At 51.9% G+C, this 22,603-nt stretch carries 26 protein-coding genes; 1 reads left to right on the plus strand and 25 read right to left on the minus strand.

The window, feature by feature from the left end; translation table 11 throughout:
- Nucleotides 1–142: 142 nt before the first annotated feature.
- The 25 genes from spoIVB to CBW46_RS06615 form a co-directional block, all read right to left on the minus strand.
- Entirely contained in the window at nucleotides 143–1,474 is a 1,332-nt protein-coding gene (gene spoIVB, locus CBW46_RS06495; protein WP_089199183.1) for a SpoIVB peptidase, read from the minus strand.
- Nucleotides 1,475–1,584: 110 nt separating this feature from the next.
- Nucleotides 1,585–3,285 carry a DNA repair protein RecN gene (recN, locus tag CBW46_RS06500; protein ID WP_089199184.1) on the minus strand — a complete coding sequence of 567 codons (1,701 nt, stop codon included), beginning with the start codon at nucleotides 3,283–3,285 and terminating at the stop codon, nucleotides 1,585–1,587.
- A 14-nt stretch (nucleotides 3,286–3,299) separates the two neighbouring features.
- Nucleotides 3,300–3,749, minus strand: a complete 450-nt coding sequence (gene ahrC / locus CBW46_RS06505) for a transcriptional regulator AhrC/ArgR (protein ID WP_089199185.1) — start codon at nucleotides 3,747–3,749, stop codon at nucleotides 3,300–3,302.
- Nucleotides 3,750–3,904: 155 nt separating this feature from the next.
- Nucleotides 3,905–4,372, minus strand: coding sequence for a hypothetical protein (locus tag CBW46_RS06510; protein ID WP_089199186.1), 468 nt, complete (start codon nucleotides 4,370–4,372; stop codon nucleotides 3,905–3,907).
- A gap of 75 nt (nucleotides 4,373–4,447) precedes the next feature.
- Nucleotides 4,448–5,281, minus strand: coding sequence for a TlyA family RNA methyltransferase (locus CBW46_RS06515; RefSeq protein ID WP_089199187.1), 834 nt, complete (start codon nucleotides 5,279–5,281; stop codon nucleotides 4,448–4,450).
- Nucleotides 5,282–5,315: 34 nt separating this feature from the next.
- Nucleotides 5,316–7,202: a 1-deoxy-D-xylulose-5-phosphate synthase gene (gene dxs, locus CBW46_RS06520; protein WP_089199188.1), complete on the minus strand. Its 1,887-nt coding sequence runs from the start codon at nucleotides 7,200–7,202 to the stop codon at nucleotides 5,316–5,318.
- A 205-nt stretch (nucleotides 7,203–7,407) separates the two neighbouring features.
- Nucleotides 7,408–8,313: a polyprenyl synthetase family protein gene (locus tag CBW46_RS06525; protein WP_089199189.1), complete on the minus strand. Its 906-nt coding sequence runs from the start codon at nucleotides 8,311–8,313 to the stop codon at nucleotides 7,408–7,410.
- Nucleotides 8,314–8,315: 2 nt separating this feature from the next.
- Entirely contained in the window at nucleotides 8,316–8,567 is a 252-nt protein-coding gene (xseB, locus tag CBW46_RS06530) for an exodeoxyribonuclease VII small subunit (RefSeq protein ID WP_089199190.1), read from the minus strand.
- Complete coding sequence (gene xseA / locus CBW46_RS06535) at nucleotides 8,542–9,918, minus strand: exodeoxyribonuclease VII large subunit (RefSeq protein WP_089199191.1); 1,377 nt, start codon at nucleotides 9,916–9,918, stop codon at nucleotides 8,542–8,544. The genes xseB and xseA overlap by 26 nt, the downstream gene beginning before the upstream one ends.
- Nucleotides 9,919–9,921: 3 nt before the next feature.
- Nucleotides 9,922–10,788 (minus strand): bifunctional methylenetetrahydrofolate dehydrogenase/methenyltetrahydrofolate cyclohydrolase FolD, encoded by an 867-nt coding sequence (folD, locus tag CBW46_RS06540; protein ID WP_089199192.1) that lies wholly within the window; start codon nucleotides 10,786–10,788, stop codon nucleotides 9,922–9,924.
- A gap of 24 nt (nucleotides 10,789–10,812) precedes the next feature.
- Nucleotides 10,813–11,265, minus strand: a complete 453-nt coding sequence (nusB, locus tag CBW46_RS06545) for a transcription antitermination factor NusB (protein ID WP_089199193.1) — start codon at nucleotides 11,263–11,265, stop codon at nucleotides 10,813–10,815.
- 136 nt (nucleotides 11,266–11,401) lie between these two features.
- Nucleotides 11,402–11,638 carry a DUF2273 domain-containing protein gene (locus CBW46_RS06550; RefSeq protein WP_089199194.1) on the minus strand — a complete coding sequence of 79 codons (237 nt, stop codon included), beginning with the start codon at nucleotides 11,636–11,638 and terminating at the stop codon, nucleotides 11,402–11,404.
- Between the two features lie 14 nt (nucleotides 11,639–11,652).
- Entirely contained in the window at nucleotides 11,653–12,213 is a 561-nt protein-coding gene (gene amaP / locus CBW46_RS06555) for an alkaline shock response membrane anchor protein AmaP (RefSeq protein ID WP_089199195.1), read from the minus strand.
- A 75-nt stretch (nucleotides 12,214–12,288) separates the two neighbouring features.
- Nucleotides 12,289–12,699, minus strand: a complete 411-nt coding sequence (locus CBW46_RS06560; protein ID WP_089199196.1) for an Asp23/Gls24 family envelope stress response protein — start codon at nucleotides 12,697–12,699, stop codon at nucleotides 12,289–12,291.
- Nucleotides 12,700–12,837: 138 nt separating this feature from the next.
- Nucleotides 12,838–14,196 (minus strand): acetyl-CoA carboxylase biotin carboxylase subunit, encoded by a 1,359-nt coding sequence (accC, locus tag CBW46_RS06565; RefSeq protein ID WP_089199197.1) that lies wholly within the window; start codon nucleotides 14,194–14,196, stop codon nucleotides 12,838–12,840.
- 135 nt (nucleotides 14,197–14,331) lie between these two features.
- Nucleotides 14,332–14,838, minus strand: coding sequence for an acetyl-CoA carboxylase biotin carboxyl carrier protein (accB, locus tag CBW46_RS06570; RefSeq protein WP_089199198.1), 507 nt, complete (start codon nucleotides 14,836–14,838; stop codon nucleotides 14,332–14,334).
- A 121-nt stretch (nucleotides 14,839–14,959) separates the two neighbouring features.
- Nucleotides 14,960–15,808, minus strand: a complete 849-nt coding sequence (locus CBW46_RS06575; RefSeq protein ID WP_089199199.1) for a SpoIIIAH-like family protein — start codon at nucleotides 15,806–15,808, stop codon at nucleotides 14,960–14,962.
- 42 nt (nucleotides 15,809–15,850) lie between these two features.
- Nucleotides 15,851–16,483 carry a stage III sporulation protein AG gene (gene spoIIIAG, locus CBW46_RS06580; RefSeq protein WP_089199200.1) on the minus strand — a complete coding sequence of 211 codons (633 nt, stop codon included), beginning with the start codon at nucleotides 16,481–16,483 and terminating at the stop codon, nucleotides 15,851–15,853.
- Between the two features lie 31 nt (nucleotides 16,484–16,514).
- Nucleotides 16,515–17,300, minus strand: a complete 786-nt coding sequence (spoIIIAF, locus tag CBW46_RS06585) for a stage III sporulation protein AF (protein ID WP_089199201.1) — start codon at nucleotides 17,298–17,300, stop codon at nucleotides 16,515–16,517.
- A 34-nt stretch (nucleotides 17,301–17,334) separates the two neighbouring features.
- A complete protein-coding gene (gene spoIIIAE, locus CBW46_RS06590) occupies nucleotides 17,335–18,522 on the minus strand; it encodes a stage III sporulation protein AE (RefSeq protein WP_089199359.1) in 1,188 nt (395 codons plus the stop codon).
- Nucleotides 18,523–18,672: 150 nt separating this feature from the next.
- Nucleotides 18,673–19,062 (minus strand): stage III sporulation protein AD, encoded by a 390-nt coding sequence (spoIIIAD, locus tag CBW46_RS06595; RefSeq protein WP_089199202.1) that lies wholly within the window; start codon nucleotides 19,060–19,062, stop codon nucleotides 18,673–18,675.
- Nucleotides 19,063–19,072: 10 nt separating this feature from the next.
- Nucleotides 19,073–19,276, minus strand: a complete 204-nt coding sequence (spoIIIAC, locus tag CBW46_RS06600; RefSeq protein ID WP_089199203.1) for a stage III sporulation protein AC — start codon at nucleotides 19,274–19,276, stop codon at nucleotides 19,073–19,075.
- Nucleotides 19,277–19,390: 114 nt separating this feature from the next.
- Nucleotides 19,391–19,909 (minus strand): stage III sporulation protein SpoIIIAB, encoded by a 519-nt coding sequence (spoIIIAB, locus tag CBW46_RS06605; RefSeq protein WP_089199204.1) that lies wholly within the window; start codon nucleotides 19,907–19,909, stop codon nucleotides 19,391–19,393.
- Nucleotides 19,906–21,060, minus strand: a complete 1,155-nt coding sequence (gene spoIIIAA / locus CBW46_RS06610; protein WP_089199205.1) for a stage III sporulation protein AA — start codon at nucleotides 21,058–21,060, stop codon at nucleotides 19,906–19,908. Before spoIIIAA ends, spoIIIAB begins: the two co-directional genes overlap by 4 nt.
- A 68-nt stretch (nucleotides 21,061–21,128) precedes the next feature.
- Nucleotides 21,129–21,395 carry a YqhV family protein gene (locus CBW46_RS06615; RefSeq protein WP_089199360.1) on the minus strand — a complete coding sequence of 89 codons (267 nt, stop codon included), beginning with the start codon at nucleotides 21,393–21,395 and terminating at the stop codon, nucleotides 21,129–21,131.
- Nucleotides 21,396–21,561: 166 nt separating this feature from the next.
- On the opposite strand from CBW46_RS06615, the gene comA reads away from it, so the two are divergent.
- The gene (gene comA, locus CBW46_RS06620) at nucleotides 21,562–22,419 is read left to right on the plus strand and encodes a phosphosulfolactate synthase (RefSeq protein WP_089199361.1); all 858 of its coding nucleotides are present in this window, start codon (nucleotides 21,562–21,564) and stop codon (nucleotides 22,417–22,419) included.
- The last annotated feature ends 184 nt before the right edge of the window (nucleotides 22,420–22,603 follow it).

Genomic DNA, 22,603 nt, shown 5'->3' on the forward strand with positions numbered 1-22,603 from the left:
CTGTTATAAAATTCCTTCTGTCGAAAATTATTTTTATAGATTTATTTTCTATTTTATTTTATAATAATAAATTTACCCCAAAACTATACATCTTTCGACAAATCCGGTGGCAAACTAACAAAAGTGAAGCTGAAAGCGCGGGTTAACTCGCCTTCAGCTCGGTCGGTTCATTGGTACGCAGCATTATTCCGGCGTCCTGCAGCATCCATTCGATGAAGCAGCCGTAGCCGCTGGACGGATCATTTACGAATACATGAGTCACGGCTCCGATGACCTTGCCGTTCTGAACGATCGGGCTTCCGCTCATGCCTTGCACGATGCCGCCGGTTTTCGCAAGCAGCTGCGGGTCCGTCACTTTGATCACCATACCCTTTGTCGCGGGAAATTCCTGTTTGGCAACATGCACAACCTCAATCTCAAATTGCTCCACCTTCTGAGCGTTCACGACAGTGTAAATATGAGCGGGCCCTTCCTTGATCTCCTCCGCGAACGCCACGGGCAGGGCTTCTTCAGTGAAGCTGTGCTCGGGCAGTTCCTTCATTTTACCGAAAATGCCGAACTGGGTGTTTTTCTCGATCGAACCAAGCACTTTGCTTTCTTTGGAAAATTGAGCCCGCTTCTCGCCAGGCTCGCCGTTCTGGCTTTTGGAGATGGAGGTGACGTTCGAGTGTACGATTTCTCCGGAACCGACCACCACCGGCGTCTGGGTGTCCATATCGGTGATAATGTGGCCCAACGCCCCGTACACTCCTTGGTCAGGCGCATAAAACGTCAACGTGCCCACGCCTGCCGCTGAATCACGAATATAGAGGCCAAGCCGGTACGATTTATCGACCACGTCGTAGGCCGGTGTGATCTGCACATCCATAAGCTCGCTGTTCCGGTTCACTGTCAGCGTAAGAGCCTTTTTTCTTTCTCCTGAGTCATTCACTAACTCAGACACCTTGTTGACGTCGGTTAACGGTTTGCCGTTAATTTTGACGATTAAGTCGCCTAGCTGGATTTTGGCGTCTTCCCCGGGAGATATCTTCTTGTCTTCCGCGATGGTAACCAAATGATGGCCAACAACTAATACTCCTGCAGATTTCAGTTTGACGCCGATGGTGTGGCCACCGGGTATGATTTTCAGGTCGGGGACGACATTGACCTTTACCGTTTTGAGAGGAATGGTGCCGAAGAGTTTAAGCTTCATTTCAGCTTGGCCTGCTTTGTAGGATTCCAACGAAATCGGATTATGGAGATCTACCTGGAATGAGTGCTTGGCCGATCCGTTAACTTTCACAATTTCCGGATTATTGACGGTCAGCTGTGCATTGACGGGCATGGACAACTGCAGATTCGTCTGCTGACCGGGGAACAGCCGCAGTTCTTCAGGAAACGACGCGAAGCTCTGGAAAGGTGTGGACAAACTGCCTAGACAAACGAAGAAGACGAGCATTAAGCCAATGATTCTCTTTCTTTGGTTGCCACTCATGGTGTCACGCTCCCTTGCTTCCTTGGCTCAGCGGCATGAAGAGTACCGCTTTTGCGTACACTTAAGGTAACCCCACACCTTTCGTTTTATAACTGCAAATGATCCCACGCTTAGCTTAACATCCTTGCCTTTTTTTCGTTTGCCATATCAAGCATTTCTTGAGCATGATGGAGCGTCGTCTCCGTCACTTCAACCCCGCCCAGCATACGAGCCAACTCATGAATTCGCCCTTCCTGCTGCAAGTCTTCTACGTGGGTGAATGTTCTTTCGTCGTTGGTTGTTTTCTGTATTAGAAAATGCGCGTCGGACATACATGCAACCTGCGGCAAGTGCGTTATCGAGAACACTTGGCAGGCGCTGGACAGCCGTGACATTTTCTCGGCGATGGCCTGCGCTGCTCGGCCGCTCACTCCGGTGTCGACTTCGTCGAACACGAGCACGGGAATGCGATCGATACGCGCAAAAATAGATTTCAAAGCAAGCATCACGCGGGAGATTTCACCGCCCGAGGCGATTTTACTCAGCGAACGCAGCGGTTCGCCCGGATTGGCTGATATCAGGAATTCCACCTGATTGCCGCCGTCAATTGTAAGCGCGTCTTCACGGAAGCCGATCTGCACCTTGAACTGCGTTCTTTCCATATGCAGATCTCTCAGCTCCGCTACGATTTCAGCGGCCAGCCGCTCAGCTATACGTTCCCTTTGTTCTGACAACCTGCGCGCCAAAGAACGGACAACCGTTAAAGCCTGCTCCTGCTGTTTTTTCAGTTCCTGCATTTTCTCATCTTTATTTTCTATCATTTCCAGCTCCTGCTGGATTTTATTTAAGTAGGCCAGTATATCCGCGGTGGTTTCTCCATATTTTCTGCGCAATGAGGCCATGGTATCCAAACGTTGTTCAATAGCGTCAAGCCTGTCCGGATTAAACTCGATATGATCGCGGTAATCCCGAATTTGATAAGCCGCATCCTCCAGCTGATAAAACGCGCTCTGCACCTGCTCAACCAGCGGCTGCAGTTTGTCCGAGTCCAGCGGTGCGATATCCTGCAGCTTTTGCACCACCTTGCCGATCGTGTCGAGACCCTGACCTCCGCCATAAATGGCATCGTATGACTCGGCGGCGCTTTGGAACAGTTTCTCCGCATTCGATAGTTTGCGCTTTTCGTCAGCTAATAATTCGTCCTCGCCCAATTTTAAATCTGCCGCTGTAAGTTCCTCCACCTGGAAACGGTACAAATCCAACATCTGCAGCGACCGTTTGCTGGTCTCCTCCAACTCTTTTAGGCTTTTGCGGATTTGTGTATAGTCTTGAAAGGCTTGGCGGTATTCTTGTTTTAGCGAGCCTATCGCATTGTCGCCGAACAGATCCAGCCAGCGAATGTGCTGATCCACCCTAAATAATGACTGATGCTCATGCTGACCATGAATGTTAACCAGCCATTCCCCTACCGATTTAAGCCCTGTGAGATTGACCAGCTGGCCGTTGATCCGGCTGGTACTCTTTCCCTGTGACGTTATTTCGCGTCGAATAATCAGATGCTCCTCGGAATCCGCATCGATGCCCAATTCCGATAGCGTGTCCCACACGGGATGGCCCTTCTCAATCTGGAACAATGCCTCGATATATGCCTTGTCACTCCCGTATCGGACCAAATCCGCAGAGCTTCTGCCCCCGGCGATTAATGTTAAAGCATCAATAATGATGGATTTACCGGCGCCTGTCTCCCCGGTCAGCACATGAAACCCTTTTCTAAAATAAAGATGGACCGATTCTATTACGGCTAGATTTTTAATAGACATTTCAAGCAGCATACCTATCTCTCCCGTTAACTCAGCATAGACAATATTTGATCAACGACCTTGGAGCGCTGTTCCTGGCTTCGGCAAATGATAAGAATCGTGTCATCCCCACAGATGGTTCCCATAATCTCAGTCCACTCCAGGCTGTCGATCAATGCCCCAAGTGCATTCGCAGTTCCCGGCAAGCTCTTCAGTACCACCAGATTGTCCGTGTGATCGATATGAACGAAATGGTCGTTCAGAGCTCTTTTCAAACGATTCACCGGGTTGTATCGCTGGTCGGCCGGCATCGAATATTTGTAACGCCCGTCATCGAGAGGTACCTTGATGAGATGCAGTTCTTTGATATCTCGCGAGATCGTTGCCTGTGTGATGGGAAAACCGGCGGCACGAAGCTGCTCCACCAATTCATCCTGCGTCTCTATCTCATTGTTGGTTATGATCTCGCGGATTTTGATGTGTCTTTGGCCTTTCATCTTTACCTCCCTGAAAAAGTTCCCATAGATACCACTCGTCAATGCAGCGGCGTATCTCAGCTATTACCATAACTTGCCCGGCAGAAAAGCGTATTCATACAGCATATATGGCGATGATTGCAGGCACACTTACTATATCAGCCTGCGCACTACGTTCAACCCACCTCCTCCGCGTGCAGCTCGAAGGTGATTATATTGATTTTGCGCTGGTTCAGTTCAACATATAACACGCCCGCCGTTTGCGGATAAACCAAGTGATAAATCAACAGGCGGTCTCGCAGTGAGCTGCCCGTCATCTCCAGCGGCTTGCGTTCCTTGGCTATCTTCACAGTATAATAAATTCCGTCTTTCTCCGCAAAGTAATCTATAAACAGCCGGCTGCCCAATGGCTCGTCCTCGTTCACCGTGATTTCTATCGGAATACGCTGCTTGCCGCTGATGACTTCATACCCGTGCGCCGTGAGCAGATTGGTTACTTCGTTCTCGTTCACCGGTTCATGCGCCGGTATGTCAATACCCAGCGGATACAGCGACTCTTTGAGTTTGCCCCGCACATAAATAAAGAGCCACGCGCCCAACACGAGGGCGATAAGCACGACGATCAAGCCATCTCCGGTCTCCATGGCACACACCACCTCGATATGTTACTTATTCGAGCACGCGATGTCAATTTCCTCCAGTTTAAACAAAAAAACTCATCAGCCTGATGAGTTTTGCAGCTTTTGTGCGTCATTAACCGCCTCTCGGATCCACTCCTCCACGAGATCCGTCGGTGGATGCGGTTCTTCCGTGTTGCAGGTGAAGTACGCCAAGAATTCGACATTCCCCTCGCCGCCGCGGATCGGCGAAAATGTCAGCCCCTTCAGCACGAACCCGGCCTCGGCCGCGAAGCTGAGTGTAGTGTGCAGCACCTCGGTGTGCACCGCCGCGTCTCTGACGACCCCCGTTTTCGGCACCTTCTCCCGTCCGGCCTCAAACTGCGGCTTGATAAGCGCCACGACCTGCCCTGCGTCGGACAGTAATCCTTTTAAAGGAGGCAAAATCAGCTTCAATGATATAAACGAGACGTCGATAGAGGCAAACGAGGGCTGCGGTCCCGGCAAATCCCCGGGCTGCATAAAGCGGAAATTCGTCCGCTCCATTACCCGCACGCGCGGATCGTTGCGCAGGGACCAGTCCAGCTGATTGTAACCAACGTCAATCGCATACACATACGCTGCACCGTTTTGCAGCGCGCAATCGGTGAATCCCCCTGTGGATGCTCCAATGTCCAGCATCGTCACACCCGTCACGTCGATGGAAAACTGCTTCAGCGCTTTTTCCAGCTTCAATCCACCCCGGCTCACATACGGGTGGATGGCCCCTTTAACAATAATCTGCGCCGATCTGGCGATTTTCGTGCCAGCCTTATCTACCGGTTCGTTATCCACCAAAACAAGTCCCGCCATAATGGAGGCCTTGGCTTTTTCCCGAGACTCAAAGAAACCCTGCTCAACGAGCAATACGTCTAACCTTTCCTTATCTGCTGCCATGATATGCTGTTACTCCTATATTCAGCTCCACTGCTTACGCATGCTGCCGCTTACGCGGCACGAGCGATTTCACCTCGGCGACGAGATCTTCAGCAGTCAGTCCGACTTCCGTTCTCTGTTCCTTGACAGAGCCGTGTTCTACAAAGTAGTCCGGCACGCCGAGAACTTTCACTTGCAATCCGTACACATTCTGGTTGGCGTAGTATTCCAGCACGCTGCTGCCAAAGCCGCCCAAGCGCACGCCTTCCTCCATTGTGATGATCGGTATATTCTCGTCAGCCAGCTGCATCAGCATTGCCGTATCCAAAGGCTTAATGAAGCGCGCGTTAACGACACGCAAGTGGACTCCCTCTTTGCTCAACTGTTCGGCGGCTTCCAAAGCCGCTGCTATCATAGGGCCGACGGCAAGCACAACCGCGCTATCTCCTTGGCGGAGTACCTCCCAAGTACCGATTGGTATCTCACGTGGTGTATCATCCATCGGAACTCCCTGTCCGCTAATTCTCGGATAACGAACTGCTATCGGACCTTCATTGTAGGACAGCGCTGTTTTCATCATGTGCCGCAGCTCGCTCTCGTCCTTGGGCATCATCAGTACCATATTCGGGATGCTCCGCAAAAAGGCGATATCATACACTCCCTGGTGGGTTTCTCCGTCAGGGCCGACAAACCCGGCGCGGTCGATAGCGAACATGACATTGAGATTAGCACGACAAATATCATGCACCACTTGATCATACGCCCGCTGCAAAAATGTTGAGTACACGGCGTAAACGGGCTTCATGCCTTCACTGGCCAGCGCTGCGCACAGTGTAGCCGCATGCTGTTCGGCAATCCCCACATCAAACATGCGATCCGGGAATTCCTTCGCAAATTTCAGCAAGCCGGAACCGCCCGGCATAGCTGGAGTGACCGCCACTATGCGATCGTCCTCACGCGCCAGCTCGATCAGCGTACTGCCGAAGACTTCTGTGTACATGGGCGGTCCGACCGCTTTCAGCATTTTACCCGATTCGATCTTATAAGGGCTGGCGCCGTGCCATGCATGCGAGTCAGCCTCAGCAGGCGAATACCCTTTCCCTTTCAGCGTGAGCGCGTGCACCATGACGGGTCCCTCAACGTTCTGCGCCTGCTGGAGCGTCTCGAGCAATGCCGGCAGATTATGGCCGTCTATCGGTCCCAAATAAGTAAAGCCCAACTCTTCGAACAGCACACCGGGCACGATGGCATACTTTAAGCTGTCCTTCAGCTTTTCCATCGTTTTGGCTAGAGTGCCGCCGATAGCGGGAATCCTTTTAATTAAATGTTCGATTTCTTCTTTTACTTTAACGTAGTGCTTATCCGAGCGAATTTTGCCCAAATAGTTGTGCAGCGCGCCGACATTCGGGGCGATCGACATCTCATTGTCATTGAGAATCACCATCAAATTCTTTTTTTCATGGCCGATGTGATTCAACGCTTCCAGAGCCATGCCGCCCGTTAGAGCACCGTCACCGATGATAGCGACAACACGATTGTCATCGCCCTTCAAATCACGAGCAATGGCCATACCCATCGCTGCCGATAAAGAGGTGCTGCTGTGCCCCGCTTCCCAGACGTCATGCTCGCTCTCCGATCTTTTGATAAAGCCGCATAACCCTTTATATTTCCGCAAGGTATCAAATTTGTCCATACGTCCGGTCAATATTTTGTGGACATAAGACTGATGCCCCACATCAAAAATAAATTTGTCGTGAGGGCTGTTAAACAGGTAATGCAATGCAATAGTGAGCTCAACAACCCCAAGGTTAGGCGAGAGGTGTCCGCCGGTGACCGAAAGCTTTTCAACAAGAAACTGTCGGATTTCCGAAGCCAGTTGTTCCAGTTGCTCTATGGACAGTCGTTTCAAGTCTTTTGGTTCGTTAATATGTTCAAGCAGCACTTTGTGTTTCCTCGCTTCCTTGTTTGGGATACCAAAACGGCAATCCGCGCTTCATTCCACCGTATGTGTCCGTATAACAATCCTTCATCAGAAGGGAGTGCAGCTGCTGGATAAGAAGCCCAAATACCTATGAAATCTTCCCCATTATAGCACAGTCCAACAGGCGTCTCAATTCGACGCGGCGTCAGTCGTCAAAGGTCGCCTGTCAATGGTCTCTTTGCGTCAGATAATCGGCGAGCTCGAGCAACCTGTCCGGATTAGGAAAGTGAGCGGCCGCAATAGCCTGTTTTCCTTGTTCAGTCAGCTCATTGACCTTGTCCCTGGAAGCCTCGATGCCGACAAAGTACGGATAGGTAACCTTTTGCTGCTTTTCGTCGCTTTTCACCGGCTTGCCTATTTTGTCTTCTTCACCGATCAGATCAAGAATATCGTCCTGGATCTGGAATGCGAGCCCAATGTTTGTGCCGAACTTTTCCAACGCCTGCAGCTGCTTGGCTGTAGCACCGGCAAGGTGGCCGCCTGCTTTCAACGAAAACACGATTAAATCGCTCGTTTTGTGCAAATGTATATACTCCAGCTCCTCGAGCTTGGTTATCCCCTGCTCACCCTGCATGTCCGCCGCTTGACCGCCAACCATTCCGGGTGCCCCGGCGAGCTTTGCTAGATCCTCGACAATGTCGACGATTTTATCCGCCGGAACGCCATAGGAACGATATGACTGGACGATGGAGTAAAACGCATGTGTCAGCAGAGCATCCCCGGCAAGAATGGCCATAGCGTCTCCATAAATCTTATGATTCGTCAATTTGCCTCTGCGATAATCATCATTGTCCATCGCTGGTAAGTCATCGTGAATCAGTGAATAGGTGTGAATCATTTCAACTCCGCAAGCTACCGGCAGCGCCGCTTCCGTACTGCCCTGCAATGCTTCCACTGTGGCAAGGACAAGAATCGGCCGCAGTCTTTTCCCACCGGCCAAAAGCGAATACATCATAGATTCTCTTAATGTTTCCGGAACGTTCCAGATGCCCGGCAGCGATTCGAGCAATTCCGCGTCCACCTGTTCCGCTTTCATTTGAATGTACCGCTCTATCGATAAACCAGCACTCATTGCTATTCACCTTTCTCATCGGATGCGGGGTTAAATGGTTTCTTGGCAAGGCCGTCCTCTTGCTCCATTAATATTTCAATTTTTCTTTCGACCTGCTCGAGCTTTTGACCGCACAGCTGCGAGAGCTTCATGCCTTCTTGAAACAGTTCAATAGCCTGCTCCAAAGGCACGTCCCCGCTCTCCAGCAGCGATACGATCTCCTCAAGCTTATCCATCGCCTGCTCGAAGCTAGGCGTCGTTTCCTGCTTTGTCATTTTGTCTCTCCTCCATTGACCACACATGACAATCCACTTTACCATCCATCAATCTGAGCTTCAAAACGTCCCCGATTTGCACTTGCTGAATGGATTTAATCAATTGCTTTTCCTTTTCGTCATACACGAGACTGTAGCCCCGCTGCATTACTTTGAGCGGGCTTAGCGCGTCCAGCTGCCTGATGGCTGCCAGCAGATCCTGCCGCTTATGTTTTTTCGTCGTCTGCATCGCCTGGTGCAGTTGGCGCACCGAACTGCCGAGACGCCGCCGCGCGAACACCGTTTGTTCCTTCGGATTAAATGCGGATAGCCGCCTATCCAGCTTCATGCTCCGTTCCTGCAGCCTTGCTAGCCGGGCTCTCATTTTGTATGACAGCTGCTCCCTGGTCCGATCCAGTCTTTGTGTAGGCTGCAGCAGCAGCTGCCGGCGAGGATTCTGCAAAGACGGCGACCGCTGCGCCCGGCTCAACCGCTCACGGCTGCGGGTCAACTGCCGCGTCAAACCGCTGTGCAGCTGCTGACGCAAATAAGTGAGCTGCTGCCGCAGCTCCTGATGGTGGGGCACAGCGAGCTCAGCCGCCGCGGTAGGTGTCGCCGCCCGCAGATCGGCTACAAAATCGGCGATAGTGAAATCCGTCTCGTGGCCGACGGCCGAAATGATGGGAATCGTTGAAGCGAAAATCGAGCGGGCCACGGATTCCTCATTGAACGCCCATAATTCTTCCAAGGAACCGCCGCCCCGTCCGACGATAAGCACGTCCACTTCGTTCATTTGATTCATCGCCTGAATAGCTTTAACTATGGATGGAGCAGCCTGAGTCCCCTGCACAAGCACCGGATAGAGCAGCACGGGTACATTCGGATGACGGCGCTGCAGCGTGATGATAATATCTCGCACCGCTGCGCCTGTGGGCGAAGTGATCACCCCGATTGCTTTGGGGTACCGAGGAATCGGCTTTTTGCGCGCAAGAGCGAAGAGACCTTCGCCTTCAAGCTTCTTCTTGAGCTGTTCGAACGCCAAGTACAAACTGCCGATACCGTCAGGCTGCATTTGGGTGACATAAAATTGATACTGTCCATCCCGTTCATAGACAGAGATGTTGCCGCGGGCGAGCACCTTGGTGCCTTCTCTCGGAATGAAGCCCAGCCGTTGATTATGTGTTCTAAACATAATACTTTTCAACCGGCTGTCCGCGTCCTTCAATGTGAAATACATATGGCCGCTGGAATGATGAGTGAAGTTGGAAATCTCTCCGCGCACCCAGACATCCTGTAAGATACCGTCGCTTTCGAGCCGCATTTTGATATATCTGTTTAGATCCTTGATCGAGTAAATGTCTTTTGGTTTCATAAATTACACAGTCGCTTTCGCCTGCGCCGCGCGTTTGGCCGCTTCGAGCGTGTTCCTGAGCAGGATCGTGATCGTCATCGGCCCTACGCAGCCCGGGACGGGTGTGATATAGCTGGCCACATCAAGCACATCGTCAAAATCCACATCACCGGCGAGTTTTCCAGTATCCAAACGGTTGATGCCAACGTCGACGACTACGGCCCCCGGCTTGACGTGCTCGCGTTTGATCATCTTTGGTTTGCCCACAGCAGCGACCAAAATATCGGCTTGTCGGGTAAATTCAGCCATGTTGGCCGTCTTGGAATGGCATACCGTGACGGTTGCATTTTCACGCAGAAGTAAAATAGACATCGGTTTGCCGACAATGTTGCTGCGACCGATCACTACCGCATGCTTGCCCGCGATTTCGACGCCGACTTTTTTCAAAATTTCGATGACTCCCGCAGGTGTGCATGGTGCAGGGCCGTCTTTGCCGATCATGAGGTTGCCGACATTCACCGGATGAAAGCAATCCACATCCTTTTCGACAGCAATTGCCTCCACCACCTGTTCCTCAGAGATATGTGCCGGCAGCGGTGACTGCACCAGTATCCCGTGAATTCGCGCATTGTCATTCAACTGTCCGATCAGGTCCAACACTTCGGCTTCCGAAGTAGCAGCGGCCAAACGGTGCACTTCCGAGTAGATTCCGGCCTCTTCGCATGCTCTCGCCTTATTGCGTACATACACTTGAGAAGCCGGATCTTCACCGACCAAAATAACTGCGAGGCCGGGCTGCACTCCCTGCTGCGTCAACCGTTCCACTTCTTGTTTAATCTCCGTGCGGTAAGCGCTGACGATTTCTTTTCCGTTAATGACTTGTGCTGGCATGACGATGTCCCCCTCATCCGAAATTTATAAGCTTTTTGCTTTGATCTCCTCGATTTCCTTAATCATTTTACCAAGTACGCCGTTGACGAATTTTCCCGATTCTTCTGTGCCAAAATGCTTCGCTAACTCTATCGCCTCATTAACTACGACTTTCGGGGGCACGTCCTCCCGATATACCATCTCGTAAGCAGCCAGACGTAAAACCTCGCGGTCAACCCGGGACAGCCTGTCCATTTGCCAACCTTTCAAATAATCCAACAGCAGCTGGTCGATGCGGTCCTTGTTGTTGATGGTACCTTGTACCAGTGCGCGAACGTCTTCCGGTTCTATCACATCTTTGGACTGCTTCAGCTGACCCTCGTCGTCGGTCTGTGCCTCTTCTACTACGTGTGTGATCGCATCGGTGGCGTCCACTCCGTTCATTTCCATTTGGTAGAGGCTTTGTAGCGCCAGCTCCCTTGCCAATCTTCGTCTCATTCTTTTTTTCCTCCTAAGAGTTTCGCGCAAGCGAAACTGACTTCGTAAGCATCCGCTTAGTTTCGCGTAAGCGAAACTGACTTCGCACGCATTACCGTACATGAAACAAAAAAATCCTTGGAATGACCCAGGGATTTCATCTTAATCTCCATTTGTCCATTAGCCATCGCAACATGTCTTCAACGGGAATTGGCGTTTGGCCACGGTCTATTCGTTTCCCTATATAATAACCAGTATATACGATTAGGGCAAAAATTAACATATGCCAGAGTCCGCACAGCAAGTAGATCAGCCCAAGCAAAACACCGGCAGCTGCGCCAATGGTTTTACCTCGGTGCCCGGTCCACAGGTGTTCCCAGATTTGTCTCCACATAGGGGAACCCACCTCTATTCCACTCGGCTTTTAAACGTAGGAGATGATTGCTGGATGTTTGCTATAAACACGCTGACGGCAGCAACCGGAATGCCGGTTATTTCTTCGATATGGGTTTTGACCGCGGACTGCATCTCTTCCGTCAGTTGCGGTAAGGAGCTTTCCCCATCGACGATCGCGCGAATGGTGATCTCCAGTCCTGCCGGACTAACCCTCACTCTCGCCTTCAGATCCTTGACACCGCGGGTGCGCCGCGCAGCCTTCAAGGATAAATTCTCCACCGTCTCAATGGAAATGCGAATGTCGCCAAAATCCGTGCGCTGATCGATGGAAGGGGCGCTGGACCTGCCTCGGCGCACAGAGACATATAAAAAACGAATGCTCACTAAGGCCACCACGATCAGTAAAGAAATGAATATGAGTGCGGTGCCCAAATCATAGTACACTCCATGCGCGAGCCGGCCGACAGTTTCAAAAGGAATCCACCCAAGCGCGTACGCTAACAATATGCACGATGCGGTTAGTACAGTTAGGCTAAATAGTAACAGAAGCAATCTGTCAACGAGTTTGATCACGGAACCGGCTCCTTCCGAATTAAAGGAAACCCCCTTGCAGTTTTGAAGGGGGTTAGCCAAAACTTTATTTCGTTTTTATTTCACCCGATTTGGCACAACTTCGGTTTCTTCCACTTTTTCCGGGGCTTTGAAAATCACATCGTGGATATGCACATTGACCGTGGTCACACTCAGTCCCGTCATTGATTCAATGGCTTGCTTGACATTGTGCTGCACGCCCGATGCAACCTCGGGAATGCGAGTGCCGAATTCAATTACGACTGAAACATCGATCGCAGCTTCACGCTGTCCGACATCCACCTTGACTCCTCTGGATAAATTCTTGTGTCCCAAAAATTCAGCGATACCTCCGGCGAACCCTCCACTCATGCCCGCCACACCCGGGACCTCAATAGTAGCCATGCCTGCGATGATCGCGATAACCTCGGGTGCGATCTGAATCGTACCTATGTCCGTCTTTTCATAATCGGCAGCAATGCTTGTCATAGTCCGTGCCTCCTTGGAAGTTTTACGAACGCAAAAATGATGATTAATACGCGCGTCCCTCTATGCATATGCATAAATCCGCAAAACTTGTCTTAGTTTATACTATATCATTTTACTATTGTTATGACAAACTACCAGTTATGACCGAGGGTCGTTCACATCATGCTCTTCGATAAACTTGATGTCAAAGTCTCCGGCAATGAACTTCTCATGCTCCATCAGCTTGAGATGAAACGGAATGGTCGAATGAATGCCGTCGATCGTGAATTCCGACAGAGCGCGCTTCATACGTTGAATGGCTTCCTCACGATCTTTGCCCCACACGATCAATTTGGCGATCATAGAGTCGTAGTGCGGTGAAATGGTATAACCGGGATATGCGGCACTATCGACCCGCACACCAAATCCGCCCGGTGGGAGATAGAATTGAATCTGACCGGCTGACGGCATGAAGTTGCGCGTGGAATCCTCCGCATTGATCCGGCATTCTATCGCCCAGCCTTCGATCCGCACATCCTCCTGACTGAACGACAGCGGCTCGCCCTCCGCGATCCGGATCATCTCCTTGATGATGTCCACCTGTGTCACCAGCTCCGTTACCGGATGCTCCACCTGAATCCGTGTATTCATTTCCATGAAATAAAATTGCCCGTCCGGACCCAGCAAAAATTCCAATGTGCCTGCCCCGGAGTAGTTCACGGCTTTCGCCGCGCGAACAGCAGCCTCACCCATGCGCTGACGTATGTCCGGGGTCAAGATCGGACAAGGCGCCTCTTCGACCAGCTTCTGGCGCCGGCGCTGCACTGAGCAGTCACGTTCACCCAGATGCACGGCGTTACCGTGCTTGTCCGCCAAAATTTGAATTTCAACGTGCTTCATACCTGTCAAATATTTCTCCAGATAGACGCCAGCATTGCCGAACGCCTTCTGTGCCTCCTGCTGGGCCGTCGTGATCTGCTGAACCAGCATTTCCTCGTTATCCGCGATACGGATGCCTTTGCCACCACCGCCGGCAGTCGCCTTAATGATCACCGGATAACCGATCTCTCTGCCGATACGTACAGCTTCATCCAAGTCCTCCACCAGACCGTCGGAGCCTGGAATTACAGGAACGTCGGCCTCCTTCATCGTCTGCTTGGCGACAGACTTGTCCCCCATGCGGCTTATAGCATCCGGCGAAGGGCCGATGAATGTAATGTTGCAGCTTTCGCAAATTTCCGCAAAATCCGCATTCTCCGCGAGGAAACCATAGCCCGGATGAATCGCATCCGTTTCCGTCAACGTGGCTACACTCATAATATTGGTAAAATTGAGATAACTGTCCTTGGATAAGGTCGGTCCGATGCAGTATGCCTCGTCAGCCAGACGGACATGAAGCGCATCCCGATCCGCCTCCGAATATACAGCTACGGTAGAGATACCTAATTCACGGCATGCGCGAATAATGCGAACGGCTATCTCTCCGCGGTTTGCAATCAATACTTTTTGGAACTTCACTTCTGTGTCCTCCTAAAAGTTTCGCCGGCCCTAACCCGCTTCTGATAGCATAAGCTGAATTGTCACAGAGCGCAGGCGGCATATGTAAGTACGACGTATAAGGTTCCGCTTCGGAACGAGAAATCGACGGCAAAGCTACTCCGGCTTCACCAAAAACAACGGCTGTCCATACTCTACCAACTGCCCGTTTTCTACCAGAACTTCCACGATTTCGCCTTTGATTTCCGCTTCGATTTCGTTCATGAGCTTCATCGCTTCAATGATACATACGATTGATTTTTCCTTAACCTGGCTGCCTTTGAAAACAAACGCCGGCGCCCCCGGGGACGGAGATTCATAGAAAGTTCCTACCATAGGTGAAACAATTTTATGTAAATTGGCGTCCGCCGCGACCGGCTTTTCCACAGCAGCAGGTGCAGCGGCGGGCTCAGGTATGTATGGTTGTGCGCCGGGTTGCGGAGCGGACGGATTGGTTGGCGGCGCAAACGTCTGCTGTACCGGCGCAGAATTCACGACCACGGTGTCGGTTTTATCAGGTTTACGAATCGACAGTCGCGCGCCTTCACTCTCGATTTCTAATTCTTGTAAAGAAGTTTGATCGACTAGCTTGATCAATTCTTTAATTTCACTTAGTTTAAACAACGACATTCACTCCTTCAACGATGGTGAAACAATGTTGTTATTATAACACATAGAAAAGAAATGGAAAGAGCCCAGGAATCTGGACTCTATTTATATGTGACGCTCTATTCGGTTGATTTATTCAAGGCACATATTGAACAATGATTTTGTCCGGGCCTACTCCCATTTCTTTCATGACCTGTTCCACAATGTTGACCGCTTGACTTTTATCCAGCTTGTTGCTTTGAACCGTCACTCTCCATTTGCTGGCTTCTTCGGTAATAACGGCCTGCGGAAACTGCTGCGTCAATGTTTCCTCAAGACTGGTGATTTTGGCTTCATTATCCTGTATTTTTCTCAGCTCCGCTTGAGCGTTGGCCGCTGCTTCCGCAGTTTGCTTAGGATCAGAAATGATAGTCAACCACTTCTCGGATTGTTTGGCCAGCTCTTCATTGCGCGTTAAGCCGAGGTTGGTGAAGTATTCGCTTCCGCCCTTCGCCTGCTGTTGAGACGCTAGCTGCTCAAGCACTTTTGCATCAGCAGCGCTCATCTCGTCAGCTGAGTTGGAAACGCCCGTCCCAGCCGCATCGGACTTCGCACTGGATGCGGTGTCCGGCTTCGGCGTATTTTCCTGTTCGGAGCCGCTTGCAGCCTGTGGTGTCGTCTGCTGCCCGCTGCCCTCGGGTGTGACAGAAGCGTTGGTCTTCTCATCGGTCTTGGCGTCTGCTGCAGTGTCGGTCTTAGCGCCGGCTGCCGCATCGGCGTTGGATTGGGCGGGAGCTTCGGTGCTGGCGCCAGCGGGAGCCGGTGCACCGGTCAAATCGCCGGTATCTACGATGATCTCGTTGGCGCTGCCAGCAGCGGTATCGGTGATGCCGGTGGAAGTGAACTGAAGGCTGTCAACATCCTCTGTGAACAAATAGTAGGCTGACAGAACTACCATTAAACTGAGCATGGAAACCAGCCATATTGTTTGTCTTTTCGAATTCATGCGTGTTTCCTCCTTAAAATGTGGATTGGTGGTAATCGAAAGCTATTGTTTTCTCGGCAGAATCGAAATCTTGCTCGCCGGTACATCCAGTCCGCGCGCGACCGCTTCGGTGATCATTTTCTTCACTGTTAAATTTTCGGCCCCTTTGGCAACAACGAGCACCCCTCGGATTTTTGGCTTGATCGTGTTGACAATCAGCGGCTGTTTGCCTTCAGATACTTCGTACAGCACCACTTCACCGCTGCGCTCGACATCTGTTATGTGACGGGTCGCTCCCTGTGGATCTTTTTCGTTGGTGATCTGCTGTCTGTCCTTGGTGTTGCGCTCTACGGTAACCTGCTCGGTCGAATCTATCGTCACCAGGACCTCCACTTCACCCACGCCGACAATTTTGCTTAAAATGTCCTTTAGCTGCGCTTGGTATGCTTCCTCATAGTCTCGAAAGAGACTTTTCTCCTTGCTGCCCGTGATGCCGAAAGCCGGCTGAGCTTCAGGCGGGGAAGCCCTGCCCTCACCAATGGGGTCAACGTCTTTTACCGTAATAAAAGAGTTAAGGATCATAAACGCAGCGCCCGTCAAACCCAGCAGCATAAGCCAGCGAAACGTCGAAATGCGCTTTGCTCCGCCCGGCCCGCCGCCAAGCCATTTCTCCAACCACTTCATCATACCGCCCATCAGTCCACCTCCCCCGGCCCTCGTCATGTGTTTACCGTTCGCCGGCTGTGACAACCACACTCAGGCTGTCCAGCGGCACCTGCCACTGCTTATTCAGAAGCATTTTTATGTTCGTTTGCTGCTGTGCGATGGATTCGGCGGCAGCTTCCTGTGCTGCGTCCGACGGCACCCCGGAGCCTGCTTCCCCGGCGTCCCCCGAGCCTGCCGCCGCCGGCTCCGGTAGAGGGTCGATACGGATGCGTATCGGCTTGACCTGCTCGACCACAACCGGCTCAACGGCGGACGGCTGGGGAGCGGCCTTATCGGCCTCCTCCGGCTGGGCCTTTACGGCCGCTTCAACCTGCACATGCCTGATTTGCACCTCACCGGATTCATCCCGGCCTGTTTGCACCTCGACAGACAGCACGTCCGCGGCTGTAGACTGCTCAATATCCCGCTTCATCAAATCGCTGATCTGCCGCTGCATCAGACGCTCGGACTGCTGCGCGTGCTGATCTTTCAATCGTTTGGCCTGTTCCTGTATACCGGCCAACGTGTTCAGACCGGGTTGCGCCCCTTGTGCTGTGGCCATAGCAGAAATTGCGGTGGAGCTGGAATTGCGCTCAAACAGCGTTTCCACGTTCGTCATCAGCTGGTCGACCGAGGCTTGTTTTTCGAACAGCGACAACAGCGGCTGCAGCAGACAAAGCAGAATAAACAGGCTCATGACGGTTTTCACATACCGCTGCATCGTTTGATTCGGGAGAAGAATATCCACGAACGTGGCGAGCAGAATGACCAATATGATCGATTTGAGCCAACCGGCCAACCAATCCATTGCTGTCCGCCCCCTTTGGATCAGCGTTGGAGTATCAACGCATCATGACCGACAAATTTCCGGCAGTAATCAAGATCGTGAGAGCAAGAAAAAACATCAATCCGACTGCGGCAAGTGCGGCAAAAACATAGATCAAGCTTTTTCCTATAGTTTCCAAACATGTGATGATCGGGTTGTTCCCGAGCGGCTGCATCACCGCAGCGGATAAATTGTATATCAAGGCTAACGCCATTATTTTCAAAGCAGGGAATGCGCATAACACAATAATGATGACGACTCCGGCAAGTCCAACCGCGTTTTTTACCAGCAGCGATGCTCCGATCACGGTTTCCGATGCCTCGGAGAACATTCGTCCTACCACCGGCACAAAGTTGCCCGCAAGATACTTCGCCGTCCGGATGGTAACTCCATCCACTACCGCACTGCCCGCCCCTCTGATCGAAATTACCGCTAGAAATACTGTCACGAACACGCCCAAGCAACCGATGCTGACCGTCCGCAGCAGATTGGCGAGCTGGGACACCTTGTATTTGTCCGACAGCGAACTCACGATATGCAGTACGGCTGAGAAAAACAGCAGAGGAAACACCACCAGGTAGATTGCCGTGCCGACGGCATGGATCATAAACACAATGAGCGGGTGAAGCACCGATACGGAGACAACGTTGCCCATCGACGCCAGCAGGGTAAGCAGCAGCGGAATCACCGCCAGCATAAAATGGATCATGTCGGATATCGCTGAGTTAGCGTAGCCTATTGCAACACTGAAGCTGTTGATGGCCATAATCATCAGAACCATAAAGGCGATAGCATAAGCGACTTTGCTCACCGTATTTTTTTCGAACGAGCTTTGCAGCGTTTCCAGCACCATGCTGAACATCGTCAGGATAACGATAGAAGCAAGCAGCTTGCCGTTGTACAGCAGTTCGTGAAAGAAATACCGCAATATGCCGGAAAAAATCGCGCTCATATCGAATTCTTTGGTGCCCGTGAGCAGCTCCACAAAGGTCGGGGTTTTGCTATCGGGAAAATATCCTCCATATTTGTTCATCAGTTGATTCCAATACTGCTCCACCTGGTCCGTCTGCAGACGTTCGGCCTGCTCCTGAATGATTTGCTCCACCGGACCGCTGGCAGCTGCGGCAAATGCCTGATGATCCGCATCAGCGCTAAACACGGGCAAACCGAAGGTCACAGAGTACACGGCTATTAACAGCAGCATCGTTAGCTTCAAGTAACGCGGTCTGGCTTGTGCATTCAGCGCAGTGTGCGGCTTCTTCGGGCGGGCCCGGCAATATCGGCTGATCGGCTTGCACAGCTTAAGCGGCGTCATAGCGTCATCTCCTGGCATCCTCTTTTTACATATAGAATGTTAAGCCGGCAGAAGCTTCATAACGGTTTCAATGATCACGGACACAATCGGAATAGCCATAACCATGATCAAAACTTTGCCTGCCAGCTCGATCTTTGCAGCGACTGACTCCTGGCCGGCATCCCGCACAATCTGGGCTCCAAATTCGGCGATATAGGCGATACCGATAATTTTGAGAATCGTTTTTAAAAAAATCATGTTGATGTTGGCTTTGATGGCCAAATCCTCCAGCACCTGAATCACGGAGGAGATTTTACCCAGCAAAAACAAAAATATAGTAATTCCTGTAAAAGTGATGAGCAGGAAGGCGAACATCGGCTTTTGTTCTTTGATGATCAGGACCAGCACGGTGGTTAGTAGACCCAGACCTACGATTTGTATGATCTCCAAGACAGTTCACCTACTGGAATAAGAAAATGGTTTTGATTTCTTTGAACAAACTGTCAAGCAGGCTGACAACCATAAACAGAACCACAACAAATCCGATGACGGTCACCCAGTGTGCCATGTCCTCTTTGCCCATCTGCTTCAGTACGGTATGTATCATCGCGATAATAATACCGATCCCAGCGATCTGAAATATCGCGTTCACATCTACGTTCATGCGTGGCACCTCACCCCCGGCATCGCAGCCCTTTGCCCATTTCACAGCTTCCCAAACAAGTTCATCCCAGACGGCTTCGTCTACCTAATCGCAGATGTTCAAAGCCCGGCTTGTTCAATACATCAATATCACGACGAGCGCTCCGATGAGCAGCCCCAAGCTCCGCCACATGCCCTCATACTGCTTGCGCTCCTCTTGCGCCCGTTCGATCTCTCCCTGCAGCTGTTGGACCGCCAGTCGAATGTGCTTCACTTGGTCGGCGCTGTCCGACAGCCCCAGCGTGAAGCCGAGCTGGCTTAGCATATCCTGCTCAACGCTGCGCATTGCGGTGTGCTTCCAATGCACAGCAATCGCCTGCCGCCAGATGAACTGCACAGACCTCCCGCCGGCTCGCCCCAGCTCCTCCGCAGCGAAGCGGAACAACTGCTGCACCGGTGGCGCACAACTTGTGCTGACATGCATCAGCGCCTCAGGCAGAGGGGTTGCGCCGTACACGATTTCCGTCTCCAGCCTCTGGAGCCCCCGGATCACGTCCGCCATTTGTTTAGGACGACGGGAATATTGCTGCGCTTTATAGAAGCCGAACAAGGTGCCGGATAGTAATATTAGCATTGCGCCCAACAGCTTCATCATCGTGTGCCTCTAATCACCGCTGCCGGGTATACTCGGTTCGGTCCGCCACTGCCGCTCGAATCGGGCTTTGGTGCGGCGGTTAATCCGGATGCCTCTGAGCAGCTCCGGCCGGCATCGGCATGATTACCTTCTCCCGCAGCAAGCGTAACCCGGCGCCCTTGAGCATCGTACACCCCCTCCAACGAGCCGGACCCTGCGCGGTCGTTCAGCACCACTACGCGTCCGAACACACCCTCGGCCAGAAGCTCCCTCAGCACGGGCCGCCGTCTGACATCCTCTTGATGCAGGCCATGGGCCGTAGCAATGACGCGTATGCCCGCGTGGATCGCTTCATGGATGGCAGCGGCATCCTCCGGGCGGCCGATTTCATCGACCATCAGGACATCCGGCGATAACGAGCGGATCATCATCATCATGCCTTCCGCCTTAGGACAGCCGTCCAACACATCGGTGCGAGGCCCAAGGTCGAAGCGTGGCACACCTTTCACGCAGGCTGCGATCTCGGAACGCTCATCGACGATTCCCACCTTGCAGCCCCGTCCCATCGCCATATGTTTGCCGGCCACGCTTCCGCCATTGCCAATGCTGCTGCCGGTATAATTATCAGATGCCCCGCTGCTAATGATTCTCGCCAAGTCCCGGAGAAGTGTGGTTTTACCTTGCTGTGGCGGCGACACGATCAGCGTGTGGTGTATACCGGGGCCACTGTGAGCGTCCAGCAAATAGGGCAGCGCCCGCTCCCCCGTGCCAATTACTTGCTTCGCGATTCGGATATTGAAGCTGCTGATATCCTTTAGATGTTTGACTTTGCCGTTGTCCAGCACCGTACGTCCGGCAAGGCCGACGCGATGCCCGCCAACCACCGTGATATAACCACGGCGCAGTTCCTCTTCATATGTATATAAAGAGTGTTGGGTGAGCATCTCCAACAGGACTGCGCAATCCTCGCGTGACGGCACGTAAGCGCGCTCCGGCTCTGCGCACAGTCCCGCGCCTACCGACTGCACGAAGCCATAACTCCGGCCGAAACCCACTTCCAAGGGGCGCATTTCGCGAACCCGGATTTCCTGTATGTCTTGTAAAATTTCCGTTGGTAGAGTTAATAGTCTTTGGCGCAACGGGACAGAAAAAAGCTGGAGAAGCGTCTGCATCCTTTTCATCCCTCCAAGCTGTCCATCTTTGTAACATGTCTATGCTTGGACGACATATTTATGACGATTTACTTTTTTACAATGCCGATGAAAATGCAGCTTACGCCCGCCAATACCCAAATCATTTTGCTAAAAGAGAGCTTATCCGCCAGCCCCACCAGCCCTAGTGTGGTCGTGGTAAGTAAAACCAGCGGACCCACCATCGCAAGTCCGGTGTTGACCATCAGTGCCTTATCGATTTGGTTGAAGCGCAGCATCAATAGAGCCGCAATGATCTCGATACTGCCCGACATTAGCCGCAGCGACGCCATGCTCAGAACGATTTTGTTAATCACTTTCTCTTCCCTCCCAGAACGGTAATCCAGCGTTTTTACAGCCATGACAAGCTTCTCTATCAATCTATGCAGGCCCGTCTCATTTTAGGCATGGTGGGCACACCACATATTCGAACTGCATATGATGAACAGAAATCCAATCAAAAAACAGCGAGGCGATAACAAGATGGAGGTAACGTCACAACTGAAGTGGCATCCGCTGCTTAGCGATCCGTCAAGCACACGCACAGGCAAACCAAGAATGTTGGGCAAGACTATGGTTATAGACAAGGGCTTGGGCATCCATGCGCTGGAGGATCTGCTGCAGACGGCGGGAGATCATCTCGATATGTTAAAAATGGGCTTCGGCACATCCCCTCTGTATCAAACGGATCTGCTGAAACGTAAAATCGCTATGGCGAAATCGCATCAAATTGTAGTGTACCCCGGCGGCACCTTCCTCGAGGTCGCTATACAGCAAGGCCAGGTAGACGCTTTCTTTGATATGATCGGATACTTGGGCTTCAATGGAATTGAAGTATCGGACGGAACGATTCAAATCGACCGCAGCCTCCGCAATGAATTGATTGACAGGGCCTGTGAGTCAGGTTATACAGTGATCACGGAATACGGCAAAAAATGCTGGGGATCGTCGATCGAGATCGAGGCTTTGATAGAAACGGTGATCACCGATTCCGAGATGGGCGCGAGTCTGATTACGATCGAAGGACGGGAGTCCGGTAAGGGTGTGGGTATCTATGACGAAAATGGGGACTGCAAAGACGACGCGATCGAGCAAGTGCTGCAGCAGGTGCCCAGCAAACATGCGCTGCTCTGGGAGGCTCCGCACAAAGATCAACAGGTGCATCTCTTGAATATGCTCGGCACAGACATCAATCTGGGCAACATCGCTCCCCACGAGGTGATTTCGCTGGAAGCGCTGCGTCGGGGCTTGCGGTCGGACACCATGCAATTCGGATTCCAGCACGGGCAGGAGCAGGCTGACGATGAAGCTTCGGATGTTGTCGGGGCTGCAGCAGACTGATTGAGCATAGCACGCCCTGCCCCTTTGCCGCAGATCAGCGGGGAGCAATCTACTTGGCTTTGCTGTGAACGGCGCAAACAGCCGGAGCGTGGCCGGTGTTACGAACTCGACCTTTTTCGCGGGAATTGAACTGAGTGCGGCTGAGGTCAAACTAGCGAAACATGGCTTGGCGGCTTAGTGAGGC

Origin of the sequence: Paenibacillus xerothermodurans (assembly GCF_002220865.2) — a bacterium.
In the GTDB taxonomy this organism is placed as follows: Bacteria; Bacillota; Bacilli; order Paenibacillales; family NBRC-103111; genus Paenibacillus_S; species Paenibacillus_S xerothermodurans.